The organism is Streptococcus sp. SR4 (genome assembly GCF_000517725.1).
Taxonomy (GTDB): domain Bacteria; phylum Bacillota; class Bacilli; order Lactobacillales; family Streptococcaceae; genus Streptococcus; species Streptococcus salivarius_F.
Map to the genome: position 1 here is coordinate 38,426 of NZ_AZYW01000025.1, position 15,871 is coordinate 54,296.

General features: G+C 38.3%; 12 protein-coding genes and 5 pseudogenes. 10 read left to right on the forward strand and 7 right to left on the reverse strand.

All coding sequences use genetic code 11. From position 1 onward, the window contains the following. Window positions 1-39 precede the first annotated feature (39 nt). The 4 genes from nrdD (at window position 40) to nrdG (ending at window position 3,577) form a co-directional block, all read left to right on the forward strand. Complete coding sequence (nrdD, locus tag HMPREF1519_RS03080; protein WP_022496178.1) at window positions 40-2,244, forward strand: anaerobic ribonucleoside-triphosphate reductase; 2,205 nt, start codon at window positions 40-42, stop codon at window positions 2,242-2,244. Between the two features lie 89 nt (window positions 2,245-2,333). Further along, entirely contained in the window at window positions 2,334-2,465 is a 132-nt protein-coding gene (locus HMPREF1519_RS10740) for a hypothetical protein (protein WP_002885877.1), read from the forward strand. 1 nt (window position 2,466) lies between these two features. Beyond that, the gene (locus tag HMPREF1519_RS03085; RefSeq protein ID WP_022496177.1) at window positions 2,467-2,967 is read left to right on the forward strand and encodes a GNAT family N-acetyltransferase; all 501 of its coding nucleotides are present in this window, start codon (window positions 2,467-2,469) and stop codon (window positions 2,965-2,967) included. Between the two features lie 4 nt (window positions 2,968-2,971). After that, window positions 2,972-3,577, forward strand: a complete 606-nt coding sequence (gene nrdG / locus HMPREF1519_RS03090; RefSeq protein ID WP_022496176.1) for an anaerobic ribonucleoside-triphosphate reductase activating protein — start codon at window positions 2,972-2,974, stop codon at window positions 3,575-3,577. Window positions 3,578-3,607: 30 nt separating this feature from the next. Here the strand turns inward: nrdG and yaaA are convergent, their stop codons facing one another. The 7 genes and pseudogenes from yaaA to HMPREF1519_RS03125 form a co-directional block, all read right to left on the reverse strand. Next, window positions 3,608-4,339, reverse strand: a complete 732-nt coding sequence (gene yaaA / locus HMPREF1519_RS03095) for a peroxide stress protein YaaA (RefSeq protein ID WP_002885850.1) — start codon at window positions 4,337-4,339, stop codon at window positions 3,608-3,610. A gap of 86 nt (window positions 4,340-4,425) precedes the next feature. Continuing rightward, complete coding sequence (locus tag HMPREF1519_RS03100) at window positions 4,426-5,367, reverse strand: YitT family protein (protein WP_022496174.1); 942 nt, start codon at window positions 5,365-5,367, stop codon at window positions 4,426-4,428. Next, a complete protein-coding gene (aspS, locus tag HMPREF1519_RS03105; protein WP_037611161.1) occupies window positions 5,360-7,111 on the reverse strand; it encodes an aspartate--tRNA ligase in 1,752 nt (583 codons plus the stop codon). Before aspS ends, HMPREF1519_RS03100 begins: the two co-directional genes overlap by 8 nt. Before the next feature lie 109 nt (window positions 7,112-7,220). Beyond that, window positions 7,221-7,643: a hypothetical protein gene (locus tag HMPREF1519_RS03110; protein WP_002885776.1), complete on the reverse strand. Its 423-nt coding sequence runs from the start codon at window positions 7,641-7,643 to the stop codon at window positions 7,221-7,223. A gap of 7 nt (window positions 7,644-7,650) precedes the next feature. Next, entirely contained in the window at window positions 7,651-8,931 is a 1,281-nt protein-coding gene (gene hisS / locus HMPREF1519_RS03115) for a histidine--tRNA ligase (protein WP_002885861.1), read from the reverse strand. A gap of 152 nt (window positions 8,932-9,083) precedes the next feature. Then, a pseudogene (locus HMPREF1519_RS03120) lies at window positions 9,084-10,445 on the reverse strand (PTS transporter subunit EIIC). A gap of 65 nt (window positions 10,446-10,510) precedes the next feature. Further along, window positions 10,511-11,623, reverse strand: coding sequence for a vitamin B12 independent methionine synthase (locus tag HMPREF1519_RS03125; protein ID WP_022496170.1), 1,113 nt, complete (start codon window positions 11,621-11,623; stop codon window positions 10,511-10,513). A 230-nt stretch (window positions 11,624-11,853) separates the two neighbouring features. Between HMPREF1519_RS03125 and rpmF the strand changes: the two genes are divergently transcribed. The 6 genes and pseudogenes from rpmF to HMPREF1519_RS03155 all read left to right on the forward strand — a co-directional run. Next, on the forward strand, window positions 11,854-12,036 hold the full coding sequence (gene rpmF / locus HMPREF1519_RS03130; protein ID WP_002885630.1) for a 50S ribosomal protein L32: 183 nt from the start codon (window positions 11,854-11,856) through the stop codon (window positions 12,034-12,036). A gap of 15 nt (window positions 12,037-12,051) precedes the next feature. Continuing rightward, window positions 12,052-12,201 carry a 50S ribosomal protein L33 gene (gene rpmG, locus HMPREF1519_RS03135; protein WP_002262412.1) on the forward strand — a complete coding sequence of 50 codons (150 nt, stop codon included), beginning with the start codon at window positions 12,052-12,054 and terminating at the stop codon, window positions 12,199-12,201. A 321-nt stretch (window positions 12,202-12,522) separates the two neighbouring features. Next, window positions 12,523-13,977 (forward strand): annotated as a pseudogene (locus HMPREF1519_RS10265) (IS1182 family transposase). An 829-nt stretch (window positions 13,978-14,806) separates the two neighbouring features. Next, window positions 14,807-15,234 (forward strand): annotated as a pseudogene (locus tag HMPREF1519_RS10660) (UDP-N-acetylglucosamine 2-epimerase); the annotation flags it as partial. Further along, window positions 15,208-15,590, forward strand: a pseudogene (locus tag HMPREF1519_RS03150) (UDP-N-acetylglucosamine 2-epimerase); the annotation flags it as partial. The pseudogenes HMPREF1519_RS10660 and HMPREF1519_RS03150, both read left to right, overlap by 27 nt. Before the next feature lie 29 nt (window positions 15,591-15,619). Beyond that, a pseudogene (locus HMPREF1519_RS03155) lies at window positions 15,620-15,853 on the forward strand (PfkB family carbohydrate kinase); the annotation flags it as partial. Between the last annotated feature and the right edge of the window lie 18 nt (window positions 15,854-15,871).

Below are 15,871 nucleotides of genomic sequence, written 5' to 3' on the forward strand. Positions count from 1 at the left end.
TTTGCCTAGTGCTATAATTAGTAGCGAGGTGATTTTTAGATGATTACATTAGAAAAAGAAAAGGTTACAATCAACCCTGATATCAAAGTCATCAAACGTGATGGTCGTATGGTTGTCTTTGATTCAAGTAAAATATATGAGGCTATCCTAAAAGCAAGTGAGGCTATTACACCTATCACACCCTTGATTGAAGCAAAGTTGGAGGGAATTGCCAACCGTATTGTTGCTGAAATCAATGACCGCTTCACTCAAAATATCAAAATATATGAAATCCAAAGCATAGTAGAGCACGAGTTACTCGAAGCTAACGAATATGCTATCGCTCAAGAATATATCAACTATCGTACCAAACGTGATTTTGAACGTTCTCAGGCTACTGACATCAATTTCACCATTAGTAAACTTGTTAATAAAGACCAGGCTGTTGTTCATGAAAATGCTAATAAAGATAGCGATCTTTACAATACACAACGTGATTTAACCGCAGGAATTGTCGGAAAATCTGTAGGACTTAAGATGCTTCCTCCACACGTGGCAAATGCTCATCAAAAGGGAGATATCCATTTCCACGATTTAGACTACAGCCCTTACACACCTATGACCAACTGTTGTTTGATTGACTTCAAAGGCATGTTGGCAAATGGTTTTAAAATTGGTAACGCTGAAGTTGAAAGTCCTAAATCCATTCAAACTGCAACAGCACAAATTTCACAAATCATCGCAAATGTTGCCTCTAGTCAATATGGTGGCTGTACTGCAGACCGTATCGATGAGTTTTTAGCTCCTTACGCAGAACTTAACTACAAAAAACACTTAGCTGATGCTAAAGAGTGGGTAGCTGAAGAAAAACGTGAAGACTATGCACGCGCCAAAACGCGTAAAGATATCTACGATGCTATGCAATCTCTTGAATACGAGATTAATACGCTTTTCACTTCGAATGGACAAACTCCCTTTACCTCTCTCGGTTTCGGTTTAGGGACAAACTGGTTTGAGCGTGAAATCCAAAAGGCTATCCTACAAGTTCGTATTTTAGGACTTGGCTCCGAACACCGTACAGCCATTTTCCCTAAACTCATTTTTACCTTAAAACGTGGACTTAACTTAGAGCCTAGCTCACCTAACTACGATATTAAGCAACTAGCTCTTGAATGTGCAACAAAGCGTATGTATCCAGATGTCTTATCATATGACAAAATCGTTGAATTGACAGGTTCCTTTAAGGCTCCTATGGGATGTCGTTCCTTCCTCCAGGGGTGGAACGATGAAAATGGTGTTGAAGTTAATTCTGGACGAATGAATCTGGGTGTTGTAACCCTTAATCTTCCTAGAATTGCCCTAGAATCTAAGGGAGACCAAGACAAATTTTGGGAAATTTTTGAAGAAAGAATGGGAATTGCCAAAGATGCACTCGTCTACCGAGTTGAACGTGTCAAAGAAGCTACACCTGCTAATGCACCTATCCTTTATCAGTATGGGGCATTTGGCCAACGTTTAGGTAAATTCGACAATGTAGATCAACTCTTCAAACATCGTCGTGCAACTGTATCACTTGGCTATATTGGGCTTTATGAAGTAGCATCTGTTTTTTATGGTAGTGACTGGGAGACTAATCCAGAAGCCAAAGCGTTCACGTTAGATATCGTTAAATCTATGAAAAATGCTTGTGAAAGTTGGTCTGACGAATATGATTATCATTTCTCTGTTTATTCAACACCATCAGAGAGTTTGACGGATCGTTTCTGTCGTTTGGATACTGAAAAGTTCGGTGTCGTGACTGATATCACAGATAAAGAGTATTACACCAACTCTTTCCACTACGATGTTCGTAAAAATCCAACACCATTTGAAAAATTAGAATTCGAAAAAGCATACCCAGAAGCTGGCGCAACTGGTGGATTCATCCATTACTGCGAATATCCAGTCCTCCAGCAAAATCCAAAGGCACTCGAGGCTGTCTGGGACTTTGCTTATGACCGTGTCGGTTACCTCGGAACGAATACTCCAATTGATAAATGCTACAAGTGTGACTTTGAAGGGGACTTCACCCCAACAGAACGTGGATTCATGTGTCCTAACTGTGGCAACACAGATCCTAAAACAGTTGATGTTGTCAAACGTACTTGCGGCTATCTAGGAAACCCACAGGCACGCCCAATGGTTAAAGGACGCCACAAAGAAATCTCTGCTCGGGTCAAACACATGAACGGTTCAACCATAAAATATGAAGGTAAACACCTTTAATAAGACCTAGAATACATTATAATAAACTAGAAGCAGCTGGATGATACCTTCCAACTGCTTTGCTTATTTCATTTTTAGAAAGGAATATAATGGGAAAATATCAATTAGATTATAAAGGTATGCAACAAGTGGAACGTTACCACGAAAAAAATGCAACCGTCAAAAACGATAAAAAAGCACGTGTCCAAGCCCTTTTGAAAAAAGCTGGAAAGAAGAAATAATATGATCTTACGCCGACCGAGTCAAACAGATAAAGAAGCTATCTTAGAGATGATGGCTGAATTTGAAAGGGAGCAATCTGCTCATGATGGTGGATTTTGGAACCCCGACAATTTTGTTTATGAAGAGTGGCTGGAAGAAAATATTCAAGCGGAAGCGGGACTCAATATTCCTGAAAACTGGGTTCCTGCTATCCAGCTGGTTAGTTTTGACGAAGCGGATCATGCTCTTGGTTTCCTCAACCTTCGTCTCCGATTAAATGACTACTTACTAGAAAAAGGGGGCCATATTGGCTACTCTATCCGTCCATCCAAACGAGGAAAGGGTTATGCGAAAGAATCACTCCGTCAAGGCTTACAAGTAGCTAAAGACAAGAATATTCATCGTGCTCTGCTCACTTGTAGTATCAAGAATCCTGCTAGTCGAGCTGTTATATTAGCCAACGGTGGCCAGTTGGAGGACATTCGCCATGAAACTGAGCGCTATTGGATAGATTTGGAGTAGAATCATGACATGGAATACACCAAAACCACAGGAATGGAAGTCTAAAGAACTTAGCCAAGGACGTATTATTGACTACAAAGCTTTTAATTTCGTTGATGGTGAAGGCGTGCGTAACTCCCTTTACGTCTCTGGTTGCATGTTTCATTGCGAGGGATGCTATAACGCTGCCACCTGGTCCTTTAAGGCAGGAATTCCCTATACTAAAGAACTTGAAGAACAAATCATGAGGGATCTAGCTCAACCTTACGTACAAGGTCTCACGCTACTTGGTGGTGAACCCTTCCTAAACACAGGAATTCTCATTCCCCTAGTCAAACGCATTCGTGAGGAACTCCCGGAAAAAGATATCTGGTCTTGGACTGGTTATACTTGGGAGGAGTTGATGCTTGAAACTCCTGATAAACTAGAACTTCTTCAACTCGTTGACATTCTCGTTGACGGCCGCTTTGACATCACTAAAAAGAACCTTATGCTCCAGTTTCGAGGATCATCTAATCAACGTATTATTGATGTCAAAAAATCTCTTAATCAAGGAGAAGTCGTTATTTGGGACAAGCTAAATGACGGTCAAACGAACTATGAACAAGTCGATCGTAAAGATATGCTATAAAAAAAGTCTGAGCTTATAACTCAGACTTTTTTATGCAATTTTAACAAAAACTAGCTCATTATTAGAGGATAAATCCTCACGATAATTAAACTCATCAAAAGACAATTTTCGTAAATCATTAATCGTTTGACAATTCTCCTCCATAACAGCTGTCAAAAAAGCCCCTCTTGCCTTTTTGGAAATCGTAGAGTGAGTCTTAAGAACCCCATTGCGGTCTTCCATAAAACTAACCGTGAATAACTGCTTACGAAGAGTTGGACTAAAAACATCCTCGAATTCACTCGAAAGCAAAGAAACAACTGGAACTTGACTCTCCTCTAAAAATTGGTCATATTCGGCACGCCAATAGTTTTTTAAGGACTGACCATCAACCTTTATCTTCGTATGAAAGTCATGACGATGTTCTTGAATAGGGTAAAAAGCGGGAATGATTCCATAAAAAGAAGATGTGATAAATACTTGTTGGTCTAAGAATTCTTTTTCACATGTGGATAAGTCACTACGTTTGATGTGACGATACATCAGTCCATTAAAAAGCTCGATAGCCGGATAGGTTTTCGCTTCTCCCGATAAAATCGCAGCCCAGCGCTGCTTTTCTTTCTCAGCCTGCTCAGGCTTTATTTTATAAGCTGTGGATAATTCATCTGTGGACAATTTTGCCATTTCAGTTAGGATAGCCGCACTCTTTTCGGATAATTTTTGAGACGAAACTTCCTTACTGGCCTTCATTTCTTTTGCGGTTGGAATTAAAAATCTAATCATACTGATATTGTAAAGTCAAGCAGGCATTTCGTCAAGAATTCTCTCCAACAAAAAAGAAGCTAACGTTCGTCAACTTCCTTTTTTTGTTAGTCATCTAAATCAACAAAACGACCTAGAATATGTACATTTTCTGCGATGGAGACAAAGGCTTTGGGATCTGCCTTTCTCATATAATGCTTGAAGTCAGTATACTCTTCACGCGTAATAATCGCCAGTAATACTGCTTTCTTTTCGTGATTATAAGTCCCTTCCGCATCATTAATCAGCGTTACTCCACGGTGGAGTTTCTTCTGAATCATCCTTACAACTGGGTCAGGATTACTTGTGACAATCATAGCCTGCATTTTCTTTTGTTTTGTGAAAATCGCATCTGTAACTCGACTAGAAACAAAAATAGTCACCATTGAATAAAGAGCATATTTCCAACCAAAAAGAATGCCCGCAAAAACCATGATAATTCCATTGACAATCAAGGAGATATTACCAACATCACGGCCTGTTTTCTTACGAATAGTGAGGCTAACGATATCCGTCCCTCCACTAGAGATACGTGATTTTAAACCGAAACCAATTCCCGTTCCCATGACCAAACCACCAAAGATAGCATTGATCAAAGGATCCTCTGTCAAGGTTACATGTGGCATCACCTGAATAAAAAGGGAGCTCATCGTTACTGTAATAAAGGTAAAGATTGTAAATTTATGGCCAATCTTATACCAAGCCATAATCAAGAGAGGGATATTAATCGCATAGAAAGTCAATGATACTGGTATCTCAAAGCCTAAAGTTCTAACACTCAATGCCGATAAAACCTGTGCCAAACCTGTCGCTCCACTGGAGTAAACATGTCCAGGTTGAAAAAAGAAATTAACGGCGATTGACGATAAGAGCCCGTAAAGTAAAGAAGCTGAAACTTTTTCAGTATATTTTTCACGGGAAATACTACGTGCAGCCTGCAAAACGCCCATTTTCTTCGCAGACTTTTTCGCTACAAATTTAACATGTTTATGAAGAGGTGCTTTATTCATTTTCTAAATCTACATGAAGGGCAAGTTCTTCTAACTGTTTATCAGCCACAAGACTTGGAGCCTGAGTCATAGGATCTGATGCCTTATTATTTTTAGGGAAGGCAATCACTTCACGGATATTATCTTTACCTGCAAGAAGCATGACGAAGCGGTCAAGACCGATAGCCAAACCACCATGTGGTGGGAAACCATAGTCCATAGCTTCAAGAAGGAATCCAAATTGCTCATAGGCTGATTCTTCAGAGAAACCAAGAGCTTTCAACATACGTTCCTGTAGGTCTTTATGATTGATACGTAGACTACCTCCACCAAGCTCATAACCATTCAAGACAATATCATAAGCTACAGCACGTACCTTGGAAAGATCTCCTTCAAGCTCTGCTGCAGAATCTTCTGTTGGCAAAGTAAATGGGTGGTGAGCAGACATATAGCGCCCTTCTTCTTCAGACCACTCAAACATTGGCCAATCGACAACCCAAAGGAAGTTAAACTTAGTGTTGTCAATCATGTCAAGTTCTTTAGCAATTTGATTACGCAAAGCACCAAGTGTGCTATTAGCGATTTCAAGTGTATCTGCTACAAAAAGAACTAGATCATTCTCTTCAAGGTGTAAAGCATCTGTCAACTTATCTTCAATACTTGTCAAGAATTTAGCAACTGGACCTGCTAGAGCTCCGTCAGTCATCTTAACCCAAGCAAGACCTTTTGCGCCAAATTGTTTGGCAAACTCTGTCAACTTGTCAATACTTTTACGTGAGTATTTGTCTGCATTTCCTTTGACAACAATTGCCTTAACAGCTGGTGCCTCAGCAAATACTTTGAAGTCTACACCCTTGACAACTTCTGTCAAGTCTTGTAAAAGCATGTCAAAGCGTGTATCTGGCTTGTCAGAACCATAGTTATTCATGGCATCATCATAAGACATGCGGGGGAATGGTAATGTAACTTCAATCCCTTTAGTTTCTTTCATAACCTTAGCAATCAATCCCTCTGTAATATCTTGGATTTCTTGCTCATTAAGGAATGACGTTTCCAAGTCAACTTGTGTAAACTCAGGTTGACGGTCTCCACGCAAATCTTCATCACGGAAACACTTAACAATTTGATAATAACGGTCAAAACCAGCATTCATCAATAATTGTTTAGTGATTTGAGGACTTTGCGGAAGAGCATAAAAGTGACCTTGGCTAACACGGCTTGGAACCAAGTAATCACGAGCACCTTCTGGTGTAGATTTTGTCAACATTGGTGTTTCAACATCGATAAATTCCAAGTCATCAAGATAATTACGGATGGCGTGAGTTACTTTTGCACGGAGCTTAAAGTTTTCCAACATCTCTGGACGACGAAGATCCAAATAGCGGTAACGCATACGTGTATCATCACTAGCCTCAACACCATCTTTGATTTCAAATGGTGTTGTTTTGGCAGTATTAAGGACTTTAAGGTCTTCAACTTTAAGTTCGACAGCACCTGTAGGCAAGTTATCATTAGCTTGTTCACGCGCTTCAACAGTTCCTGTTACTTCAATAACAAATTCGCTACGCAAGCTTTCAGCTGTTTCAACAACATTAGCATCCGCATTTTCAGGGTTAACAACCAACTGCATCAAACCTTCACGGTCACGAAGATCGATGAAAATCAAACCTCCGAGGTTACGACGGCGAGATACCCAACCTTTCAAAGTAATAGTAGTTCCGATGTGTTCACTACGAACACGTCCGGCATACATAGAACGTTCCATAAATACACTTCTTTCGTTAATTTTTTAGTCTTAACTATTATAGCAAAAAGCCCATCAAAACCCCACCCATTTCAGGTTAGAATTTTAATAGACTTTCTTTTTTATAAAACTATTTGCCAAATTGTTTCAACAAATCACTAGTATCCACGTAATCCTCAGCAAACTCTTCAAAATCTTCAAAACGATAATCGGCTGTTTCTAAGTCAAGTAAACTATTCCAACGGAATCCGTAAACATCTTCAATGATAACACTAAGTTCATCAGTTTCCTCGTCTACCTGCCATCCCAAATAACGTTCCTGGGTTTCAAAACTCAAGACCACATCTTGACAATCCTGACGCCAAACTTGACCAAGTAATTGCTGACACATCGCATGATCACTTGCAGGCTCATCATTAAACCAAGTAATATCATGTTTATCAAGAAAGGCAATCAACTGCCAAAACTGTTGTTGGAAACGAATGGGCATACTGCGATCAAAAGCCAAACTGAACTTTTCACTCCGTTTGAGCATATCAACTATACTAACCATACGCCCCCTACTTTTCTAACTGTTCGAGGACTGCAGCAAAGTTTTTAGTTAGCTCTTCGAAACTTACAGTAACTTCCTCACGAGTAGCATTATTTTTGACATTAACCTGACCTGACTCCACTTCACTCTCACCTAATGTGATAACCGTCTTGGCCTTGAAGGTATCTGCTGACTTAAATTGTGCCTTAATCTTACGTCCAAGATAATCACGTTCAGCCTTAAATCCTTGATAGCGGATAGCTTGAACTAACTCAAGAGCTTTGCCATTGGCACCTGAACCAAGTACTGCAATGTAAACATCCAGATTTTCTTCCACCGGAAGCTCAATACCTTGTTTATCAAGAACCAAAAGCAAGCGTTCTAAACCAAGTCCAAAACCAAAACCAGCTGTTTCTGGACCACCGAAGTATTCAACCAAACTATCGTAACGACCGCCTGCACAAATTGTCAATTCAGACTTATCAATAGTGGTAATAAATTCAAAAATCGTGTGGTTGTAGTAATCAAGACCACGTACCATATTAGTATCAATCACGTAAGGAATGTTAAGACTATCAAGCATGGTACGTACTTCGTCAAAGTGCGCTTGACTTTCTTCATCTAAATAATCAAGGATAGATGGAGCATTTTCAACGGCAACCTTATCTTCTTTTTCTTTTGAATCGAGTACTCGCAAAGGATTTTCATCCAAACGACGTTGACTATCTTTTGACAAACTTTCACGCATTGGTGTCAAATAGTCAATCAAGGCCTGACGATAAGCCAGACGACTCTCAGTATTTCCAAGGCTATTCAAATGAAGGGTAACATCCTTAATGCCAAGCGTATTAAAGAGTTGGTAGGCCATAGCAATGGTTTCAACATCTGTTGCAGGATTTTTTGATCCAAAGCACTCTACACCTAGTTGGTGGAACTCGCGCAAGCGTCCTGCTTGAGGACGTTCATAACGGAACATTGATCCAATATAATAAACTTTAACAGGTTTTTGGACCTCTGGCGCAAAGAGTTTGTTTTCTACATAAGAGCGTACAACCGGTGCTGTTCCTTCTGGACGAAGTGTAATATGACGGTCTCCCTTATCATGAAAATCATACATTTCCTTAGTAACGATGTCAGTTGTATCACCTACTGAACGTGAAATGACCTCGTAATGTTCAAACATAGGTGTACGAATTTCACCATAATTGTATTTCTTAAATGTTTCACGTGCAACATTTTCTACGTACTGCCATTTGGCACTATCCGCAGGTAAAATATCCTGCGTTCCCTTAGGTTTTTGAAGTTTCATAATGATGATACAGGCCTCAGATAGACCTGCCCTCCTTTTCCGTTATTACAGATATAATCACTCTATTCTATCATAATTTATATAGCTTTTGGGAAATGGTGGAGGATTTTTCAACGTCAGAAAGAAACAGACCTCTCGGCCTGCCACAATCATTAATCTTCCTTATAAAGAATGAAGGTCACAATGAAAGATACCACAACAGAAATTACAAGACCTGCAATAGCTGTGTAAAAATATTTAAGTGTATCTTCACCAATATACGCAGCAATCGTCAAGAGACCTGGGGAACCACCCGCAAAATTTCTCGCACCTAAAATACCAAGGAAGAAGCCACCTACTCCCCCGGCAACAATAGATCCTATAAGGGCTGCTTTATTTTGTAAAGTTACCCCATAAAGAGCCGGTTCCGTAATTCCACAAATCGCAGTAATCCCAGCAGATGAAGCCAGAGCTTTTTTATTGGTATCCTTAGTTTTTAAAGCAATAGCAAGGGCTGCTCCACCCTGAGCCACATTTGAAGCCAAAGCACCTGGCTGTGCAATCGTATCATAACCAATAGTCATACGGTTATTGATTCCAATGGATACTAAGCCATAGTGAGTTCCTGTTGTAACCATTAACGGGAAGGTTGCTCCTACAATTGTCGGAACAACCCATGGGCCAAAGTTTTCCAACCACTTAAAGAAGTCACCCAACCAGTTACCAATGACAGCACCAATTGGACCTAAAATCTAAAGTGTTACGATTGCAGTAATTAAGGTCGTAATCATAGGAACCAAGAAAAACTTCACAGCTTTTGGTGAAATTTTAATCGTAAAGCGCTCCACGTAACTCATAAACCAAACTGCCAAAATAACAGGGATAACCGTTGATGAGTAAGAAGTTAATGTAAGAGGAATACTAAAGAAAGAGACGCCATGACCTGATTCCTTGGCAGTTGTCACAATCTGAGTAAAAGTTGGGTGTAATAAAATAGCACCAATCAACATCCCCAATTGAGCATTCGTCTTAAACTGTCGAGCTGCTGAGGCACCTAAAAATACAGGTAAGAAATAAAATCCAGCATCGCCAATAAAATTAAGAACTTGATAGTTAACATCATCTACAGCTACTACCTTAAAGACAACCAAAAGGGACAAAACGGCCTTGATCATCCCTGCTGCTGTAATTACTGGTAAGATTGGGGTGAAAATCCCAGAAATAAGAGCTAAAAAGCTTTGAAGAGGAGTTCTATCTTGTTTTTCCGATGATTCCTTAGATACTTCATCCAGATCCAATAAACCTTCTAAAGCGCGGTATACATTTGGTACATCACTCCCAACAACAACTTGATACTGGCCACCACTCTTAGCCAAACTCACCACACCATCGATAGCTTTAACAGCCTCATCATCAGCTTTAGAATCATCTGCTAAGGTAAAACGTAAACGTGTAGCACAGTGTGTTAGATTCTGAACGTTCTCCTTTCCTCCTACAGCTTCTAAAATCTTCTGACCTGTCTCTTTATAATTCATGACACTTCCTTTCTATATTCATAAAAAGAGAGAACAGGCTGAGCCCGTCCTCTGCATTTTTTCTATTATGACCAAACTTTATCAGTAATTGTTTTAATCAATTTCAATTTATTCCACTCATCTTGCTCAGTCAAGATATTACCTTCTTCAGTTGAGGCAAAACCACATTGAGTTGAGATACCAAGGTTCTTAAGTGGTACAAGTTCAGCCGCTTCATGGATACGAGCAATAACAGCATCTACATCTTCCAAAGCTGGATCCTTAGAAGTAATCACACCAAGTACCAATTCAACATGATCACGGTTATTCCAAATCGTTGGAAGTGGTGCGAAGCTACCTGAACGCGCATCATCGTATTCCAAGAAGAAGATATCATAGTTCAATTGACCAAGATATTTAGCGACTGAATCATAGCCACCTTCAAAAAGATAAGTTGACTTAAAGTTCCCACGACAAATGTGAGTAGCCAAAGTCAAATCTTCTGGAAGACCTTCCAAAGCTTTATTGATAGTATATACATCATCCTCAGCAATTTTTGCCAACTCAGCTGTTTTCTCAGGATTATTTTTTTCATTCTCAAACTGTTGAATCAAATAACCCCAAGTCGTATCATCCAATTGTACATAACGTGCACCCAAATCGTAGAAATGTTGGATGGTATCATGGTAAGCTTTAGCCAAATCATCAAGGAAATCTGTCCATGAATCATAGTAATCAGCATAAAGATCACTACGGTGGTCACGGTTAATGATGAGTGATGGACTTGGAATAGTTACTTTTGGAGTAATTCCTTCAGGAGTCACTGATTTAAGATATTCAAAGTCACGATAGAAAGGATGATTAGGATTTTCAGCAATTTTACCATTGATACGAACGTTAGTTGTACGTGTCTTAGCTCCATGGAATTTATATGAATCCTCTTGTTGGTAAGCTTCAAAACCAGTTAGGTTCCATAGGAAGTCAAGGTGCCACCAAGAACGACCAAATTCACCATCAGAAACGACTTGAAGGCCATTTTCTACCTCATGATGAACCAATTCCTTAACCAATTCATCTTGTACTTTCAACAATTCCTCTTGCGAAATCTCACCATTGGCAAATTTTTCACGTGCTTCTTTTAAAGCTTGTGGACGAAGGTAAGAACCAACATGATCAAAATGATAATGAACTTTACTCATAGTTATTTACTCCTTTTTATTCTTTCATTTAATGTAATAATAAGCCTATTCTAGCACTTGCTGTTATAGCTGTGAAATATGTATTTACTATCAAATTGTATAGTTTTTAACTATATGTTTTCTTGAGAAGTTTTTTGTCAAGTAACTTTACTTTACAAAAAAGATATGTTATTCTGTTATAGTTGATTTAAAATCAAGAACATAAATATTAATTCGGAGGAAATAAAGAAATGGCAGTACCTGCACGTCACACTTCAAAAGCGAAGAAAAACAAACGTCGTACACACTACAAATTGACTGCTCCATCAGTACAATTTGACGAAACAACTGGAGATTACTCACGTTCACACCGTGTATCACTTAAAGGATACTACAAAGGACGTAAAATCGCTAAAGCTAACGCAGCTAAATAATAGAAGGGAGATACCATGCGCGTAAATATTACACTTGAACACAAAGAATCTGGTGAACGCTTGTACCTTACTTCAAAAAACAAACGTAACACTCCAGACCGTCTTCAATTGAAAAAATACTCACCAAAATTGCGTAAACACGTAATCTTTACTGAGGTAAAATAAGGATTCAATACGAATCAATACAAAAGAAAAACGCTGATTTCAAGCGTTTTTTCTTTTTGTCAATTGCAGTTTATTGCACTGTATTTCAATTCAAACTCTACCTTTTTCTCTACCTTTTTATCGTAAAATCTGATTGGACACGGTTTGTGTCCAAGTTATTTATAAATAGCTTTATATCAACCTTTAGCAAGGTTGTACAACTTATTCATAAAAAATAAATAGATCTGATTGAAGACAAAGTCCTCAGAAGTTATACTTCTGGGGACTTTTCTTGCTTCGAAGGAGTATAATAAAAGAAAAGGTATTTGATGAGGTACTCCTATGTTTCACAAAGATAATCCTGAATATAATCGTCGTCAAATAGGTTTCTATACACTTGATGAACTTGTGCCTAAAGACCATTTTCTAAGAAAAGTTGAAGAAACGATTGATTTTTCTTTTATTTATGATGTTGTTGAGGATAGTTATTCTTCAGATAATGGTCGCCCTAGTCTAGCCCCTGTTTTGTTAGTTAAGATTCCTTTGATTCAATGTTTTTATGGCATTCGTTCTATGCACCAAACCATCAAGGATATCGAGGTGAATACGGCTTATCGTTGGTTTCTTGGCTTATCTCTGGATGATAAGGTACCACATTTTACAACTTACGGTAAGAACTATAGCTGACGCTTTCAAAATAAAGAATTGTTAGCACACATTTTTAGTCATGTGCTTCATCACGTTTTGGAGGCGGGGCTCATTGATCCCTCAGAAATCTTCATCGATGGGACACATATCAAGGCAGCTGCTAATAATCATAAGTACAAAAATGTTGTTGTTGATCAAAAAGCTAAATTCATGAGTGAACAACTGGATGTTGAGATTAATTTAGACAGGAAGAAGCATGCAAAAAAGTTCTTAAAGCCCGCCAAAAAAGGCGAAGCTAAATCTAAGAAACAATCAACGACTGATCCAGATAGTGGTTGGTTTCACAAGGGAGAACACAAGGAAGTCTTCGCTTATAATGCTCAGGTAGCTTGTGATAAACATGGTTGGGCCTTGGCTTATACAGTTGAAGCAGGTAACATCCATGATAGTCAGGCCTTTCCTGTTCTTTTCGCCAAGTTAGAACCCTTCTCCCCTGAATTCATTATTGCGGATTCAGGCTACAAAACACCTAGTATTGCCAAGTTTCTTTTAGAAAAAGAGATTACGCCAGTATTCCCTTACACTAGGCCAAGAGTAAGAGAGGCTTTCTACGTCCTAAAGACTTTGTCTATGACGAGCATTTTGACTGCTATCTTTGTCCAGAGAACCAGGTATTAACTTACCGTACAACGACACGTGAAGGTTATAGAGAATATAAAAGTAATCCCGAAATTTGTAAGACCTGTCCCTTGTTAGCGATTTGTACTGAAAGTCGCCAGCACCAAAAAGTTGTTGTGCGTCATATTTGGAAAGATGCCTTAGAAATCTGTGAAGATATCCGTCATCAAAGTGGGATGAAGGAACGGTACCAACACCGGAAAGAAACGATAGAACGTTTATTCGGAACAGCTAAAGAATATCATAACTTGCGTTATACCAGAGAAAAAGGAAAGTCCAAAATGGAAGATAAGGTTGGGCTTACTTTGGCATGTCTAAATATCAAAAAATTGGTAAAAATGATGGTAGGGAAGACCTGTTATTTTATCCAAATACCTCAATATTATTGGATTATGGGAGAATTAAGTGTGAATATAAAAAAAGACAAACATCAAAAACGATGTTTGTCTTCATTCTGAATCAGAATTTTAATAGGAATTCTGATTTTTTTATGCAAATCCATTTAAAAGCCAAAGGGTGTTTAATTATTATTTATTAAAATATAGATAAATATCATTTGATTAGTATTTGTTAAGTAGGAGTGCTTAATTCAAACGACCTCATTATAATGCTTATCACATACATTAAAATAATAAAAAATTGAAAGAAGGTTGAAAAATAAAAATAACATGCTATAATTATAGCGTCTATATGAATAGGGAACATGGGTAGTAGTAACTCGAAGCCAACCTGTTTGTAATATTTTGACTCTTTTGGGGAGAGTTGAATGATTACTTGTTGGTACTTGGTGCTATGTGATATGGTATTGGGATAGGGTTATCATACCGATGTTTTGATTTGTAAGATGGGGATAGAGCGTAAGTAAAGGGGACGCTCTTTAAAATGGGGAGAAGTTTTTATGAAATATATGTAAATTAGCAATACTGCTGGATTCAAAAACACTTTTATTAGCAAAGCGTTTTTTCTCCTGCAGTTTTTTTATTTATTAAATAGTGTATTTTTAAATTCGGGGGAGAAGACTAGAAAATCTCAAAACAATTGATATCCTTGGATGATATGACTTAGTTTTCTTGTCTTACTTCTTGAATTTTATACGTAATGATAGTCTTTTTATTGAGACCTTTTTCTTTATCTACTTTACATCATTTGCAAAACAAGACCAATAGCGAGGGCATTCCCTTTAATGCTTTTGGAGAAAGGATAACTCATTTTCCTTTTTATTGGGGATAATAAAGTGATAATGTAGAGTCTTATTTGTCAATATTATATTGATTTCGTATAGGTCATAGGGGGGGATCTTATGGGAAAATTAAATATTATGGTTGTCTTTGGGACAAGACCAGAGGCAATTAAGATGGCGCCGTTAATTCTTGAGTTGAAAAAAACATCAAGAAACCATTAATACTATTACAGTAGTCACAGCTCAACACCGTCAAATGCTTGACCAGGTTTTGGAGACTTTTGAAATAGTTCCTGATTATGATTTGGATATCATGGGAAAAAAATCAATCACTTCAGGAAATTACTTCTAAAATTTTGGCTAATTTTGATCCAGTTGTTAAGAAAGAACAACCTGATTTGGTTTTAGTTCATAGTGATACTACAACAACTTTTGCTGCTGGATTGGTTGCATTTTACAATAAAGTAAGTATTGGTCACGTTGAGGCTGGGCTTAGAACTTATGACAAATATTCACCATATCCAGAGGAAATGAATCGTCAGGTGACGGTTGTGACTAATTCTATCCATCATGCTGTTAAGCTGGTAGATCTCGGTATTAGTACTAGGATTATTGGTGGTAAGGTTAAACATTCAACAGATGCCTCTATTGGAAGTACAGCTCTGGAACAAATCAGACAACTGAATTTTGATTGTGCTTTCATTGGTGCTAATGGAGTTGATGCCAATTATTTCACAACGCCAGATATGGAAGAGGCGGTCATTAAACGAACAGTGATAGCTAATGCGCAAAAAGCCTATGTTCTAGCTGATGCTTCTAAACTTTCTCAACCTATGCTAAGGTAGCCGAGGTTGAGAAAGTAACCATAATCACAAATGCTTCGGAAGAAGGGCTCCTTAAATAATTAAAAGAGAAAACGAGGGTTATTGAAGTATGATTTATACTGTGACGCTAAACCCATCAATCGACTTCATTGTTCGTATCGACAAGGTAGAGATTGGTGAAGTTAACCGTATAGAGAGTGATGATAAATTCGCTGGCGGTAAGGGTATTAATGTCAGCCGTATTCTACAACGTTTAGGAATTGACAATACTGCTACGGGCTTCATCGGTGGTTTTACAGGACGTTTTGTTACAGACAGTTTGGATGCTGAAGGTATTAAAACTACTTAGAATGGTGAGACT

Bases quoted from the DNA above. Each gene is read 5' to 3' on its own strand.
- nrdD (WP_022496178.1), top strand. From the start codon at position 40: ATGATTACATTAGAAAAAGAAAAGGTTACAATCAACCCTGATATCAAA.
- HMPREF1519_RS10740 (WP_002885877.1), top strand. From the start codon at position 2,334: ATGGGAAAATATCAATTAGATTATAAAGGTATGCAACAAGTGGAACGT.
- HMPREF1519_RS03085 (WP_022496177.1), top strand. From the start codon at position 2,467: ATGATCTTACGCCGACCGAGTCAAACAGATAAAGAAGCTATCTTAGAG.
- nrdG (WP_022496176.1), top strand. From the start codon at position 2,972: ATGACATGGAATACACCAAAACCACAGGAATGGAAGTCTAAAGAACTT.
- yaaA (WP_002885850.1), bottom strand. From the start codon at position 4,339: ATGATTAGATTTTTAATTCCAACCGCAAAAGAAATGAAGGCCAGTAAG.
- HMPREF1519_RS03100 (WP_022496174.1), bottom strand. From the start codon at position 5,367: ATGAATAAAGCACCTCTTCATAAACATGTTAAATTTGTAGCGAAAAAG.
- aspS (WP_037611161.1), bottom strand. From the start codon at position 7,111: ATGGAACGTTCTATGTATGCCGGACGTGTTCGTAGTGAACACATCGGA.
- HMPREF1519_RS03110 (WP_002885776.1), bottom strand. From the start codon at position 7,643: ATGGTTAGTATAGTTGATATGCTCAAACGGAGTGAAAAGTTCAGTTTG.
- hisS (WP_002885861.1), bottom strand. From the start codon at position 8,931: ATGAAACTTCAAAAACCTAAGGGAACGCAGGATATTTTACCTGCGGAT.
- HMPREF1519_RS03125 (WP_022496170.1), bottom strand. From the start codon at position 11,623: ATGAGTAAAGTTCATTATCATTTTGATCATGTTGGTTCTTACCTTCGT.
- rpmF (WP_002885630.1), top strand. From the start codon at position 11,854: ATGGCAGTACCTGCACGTCACACTTCAAAAGCGAAGAAAAACAAACGT.
- rpmG (WP_002262412.1), top strand. From the start codon at position 12,052: ATGCGCGTAAATATTACACTTGAACACAAAGAATCTGGTGAACGCTTG.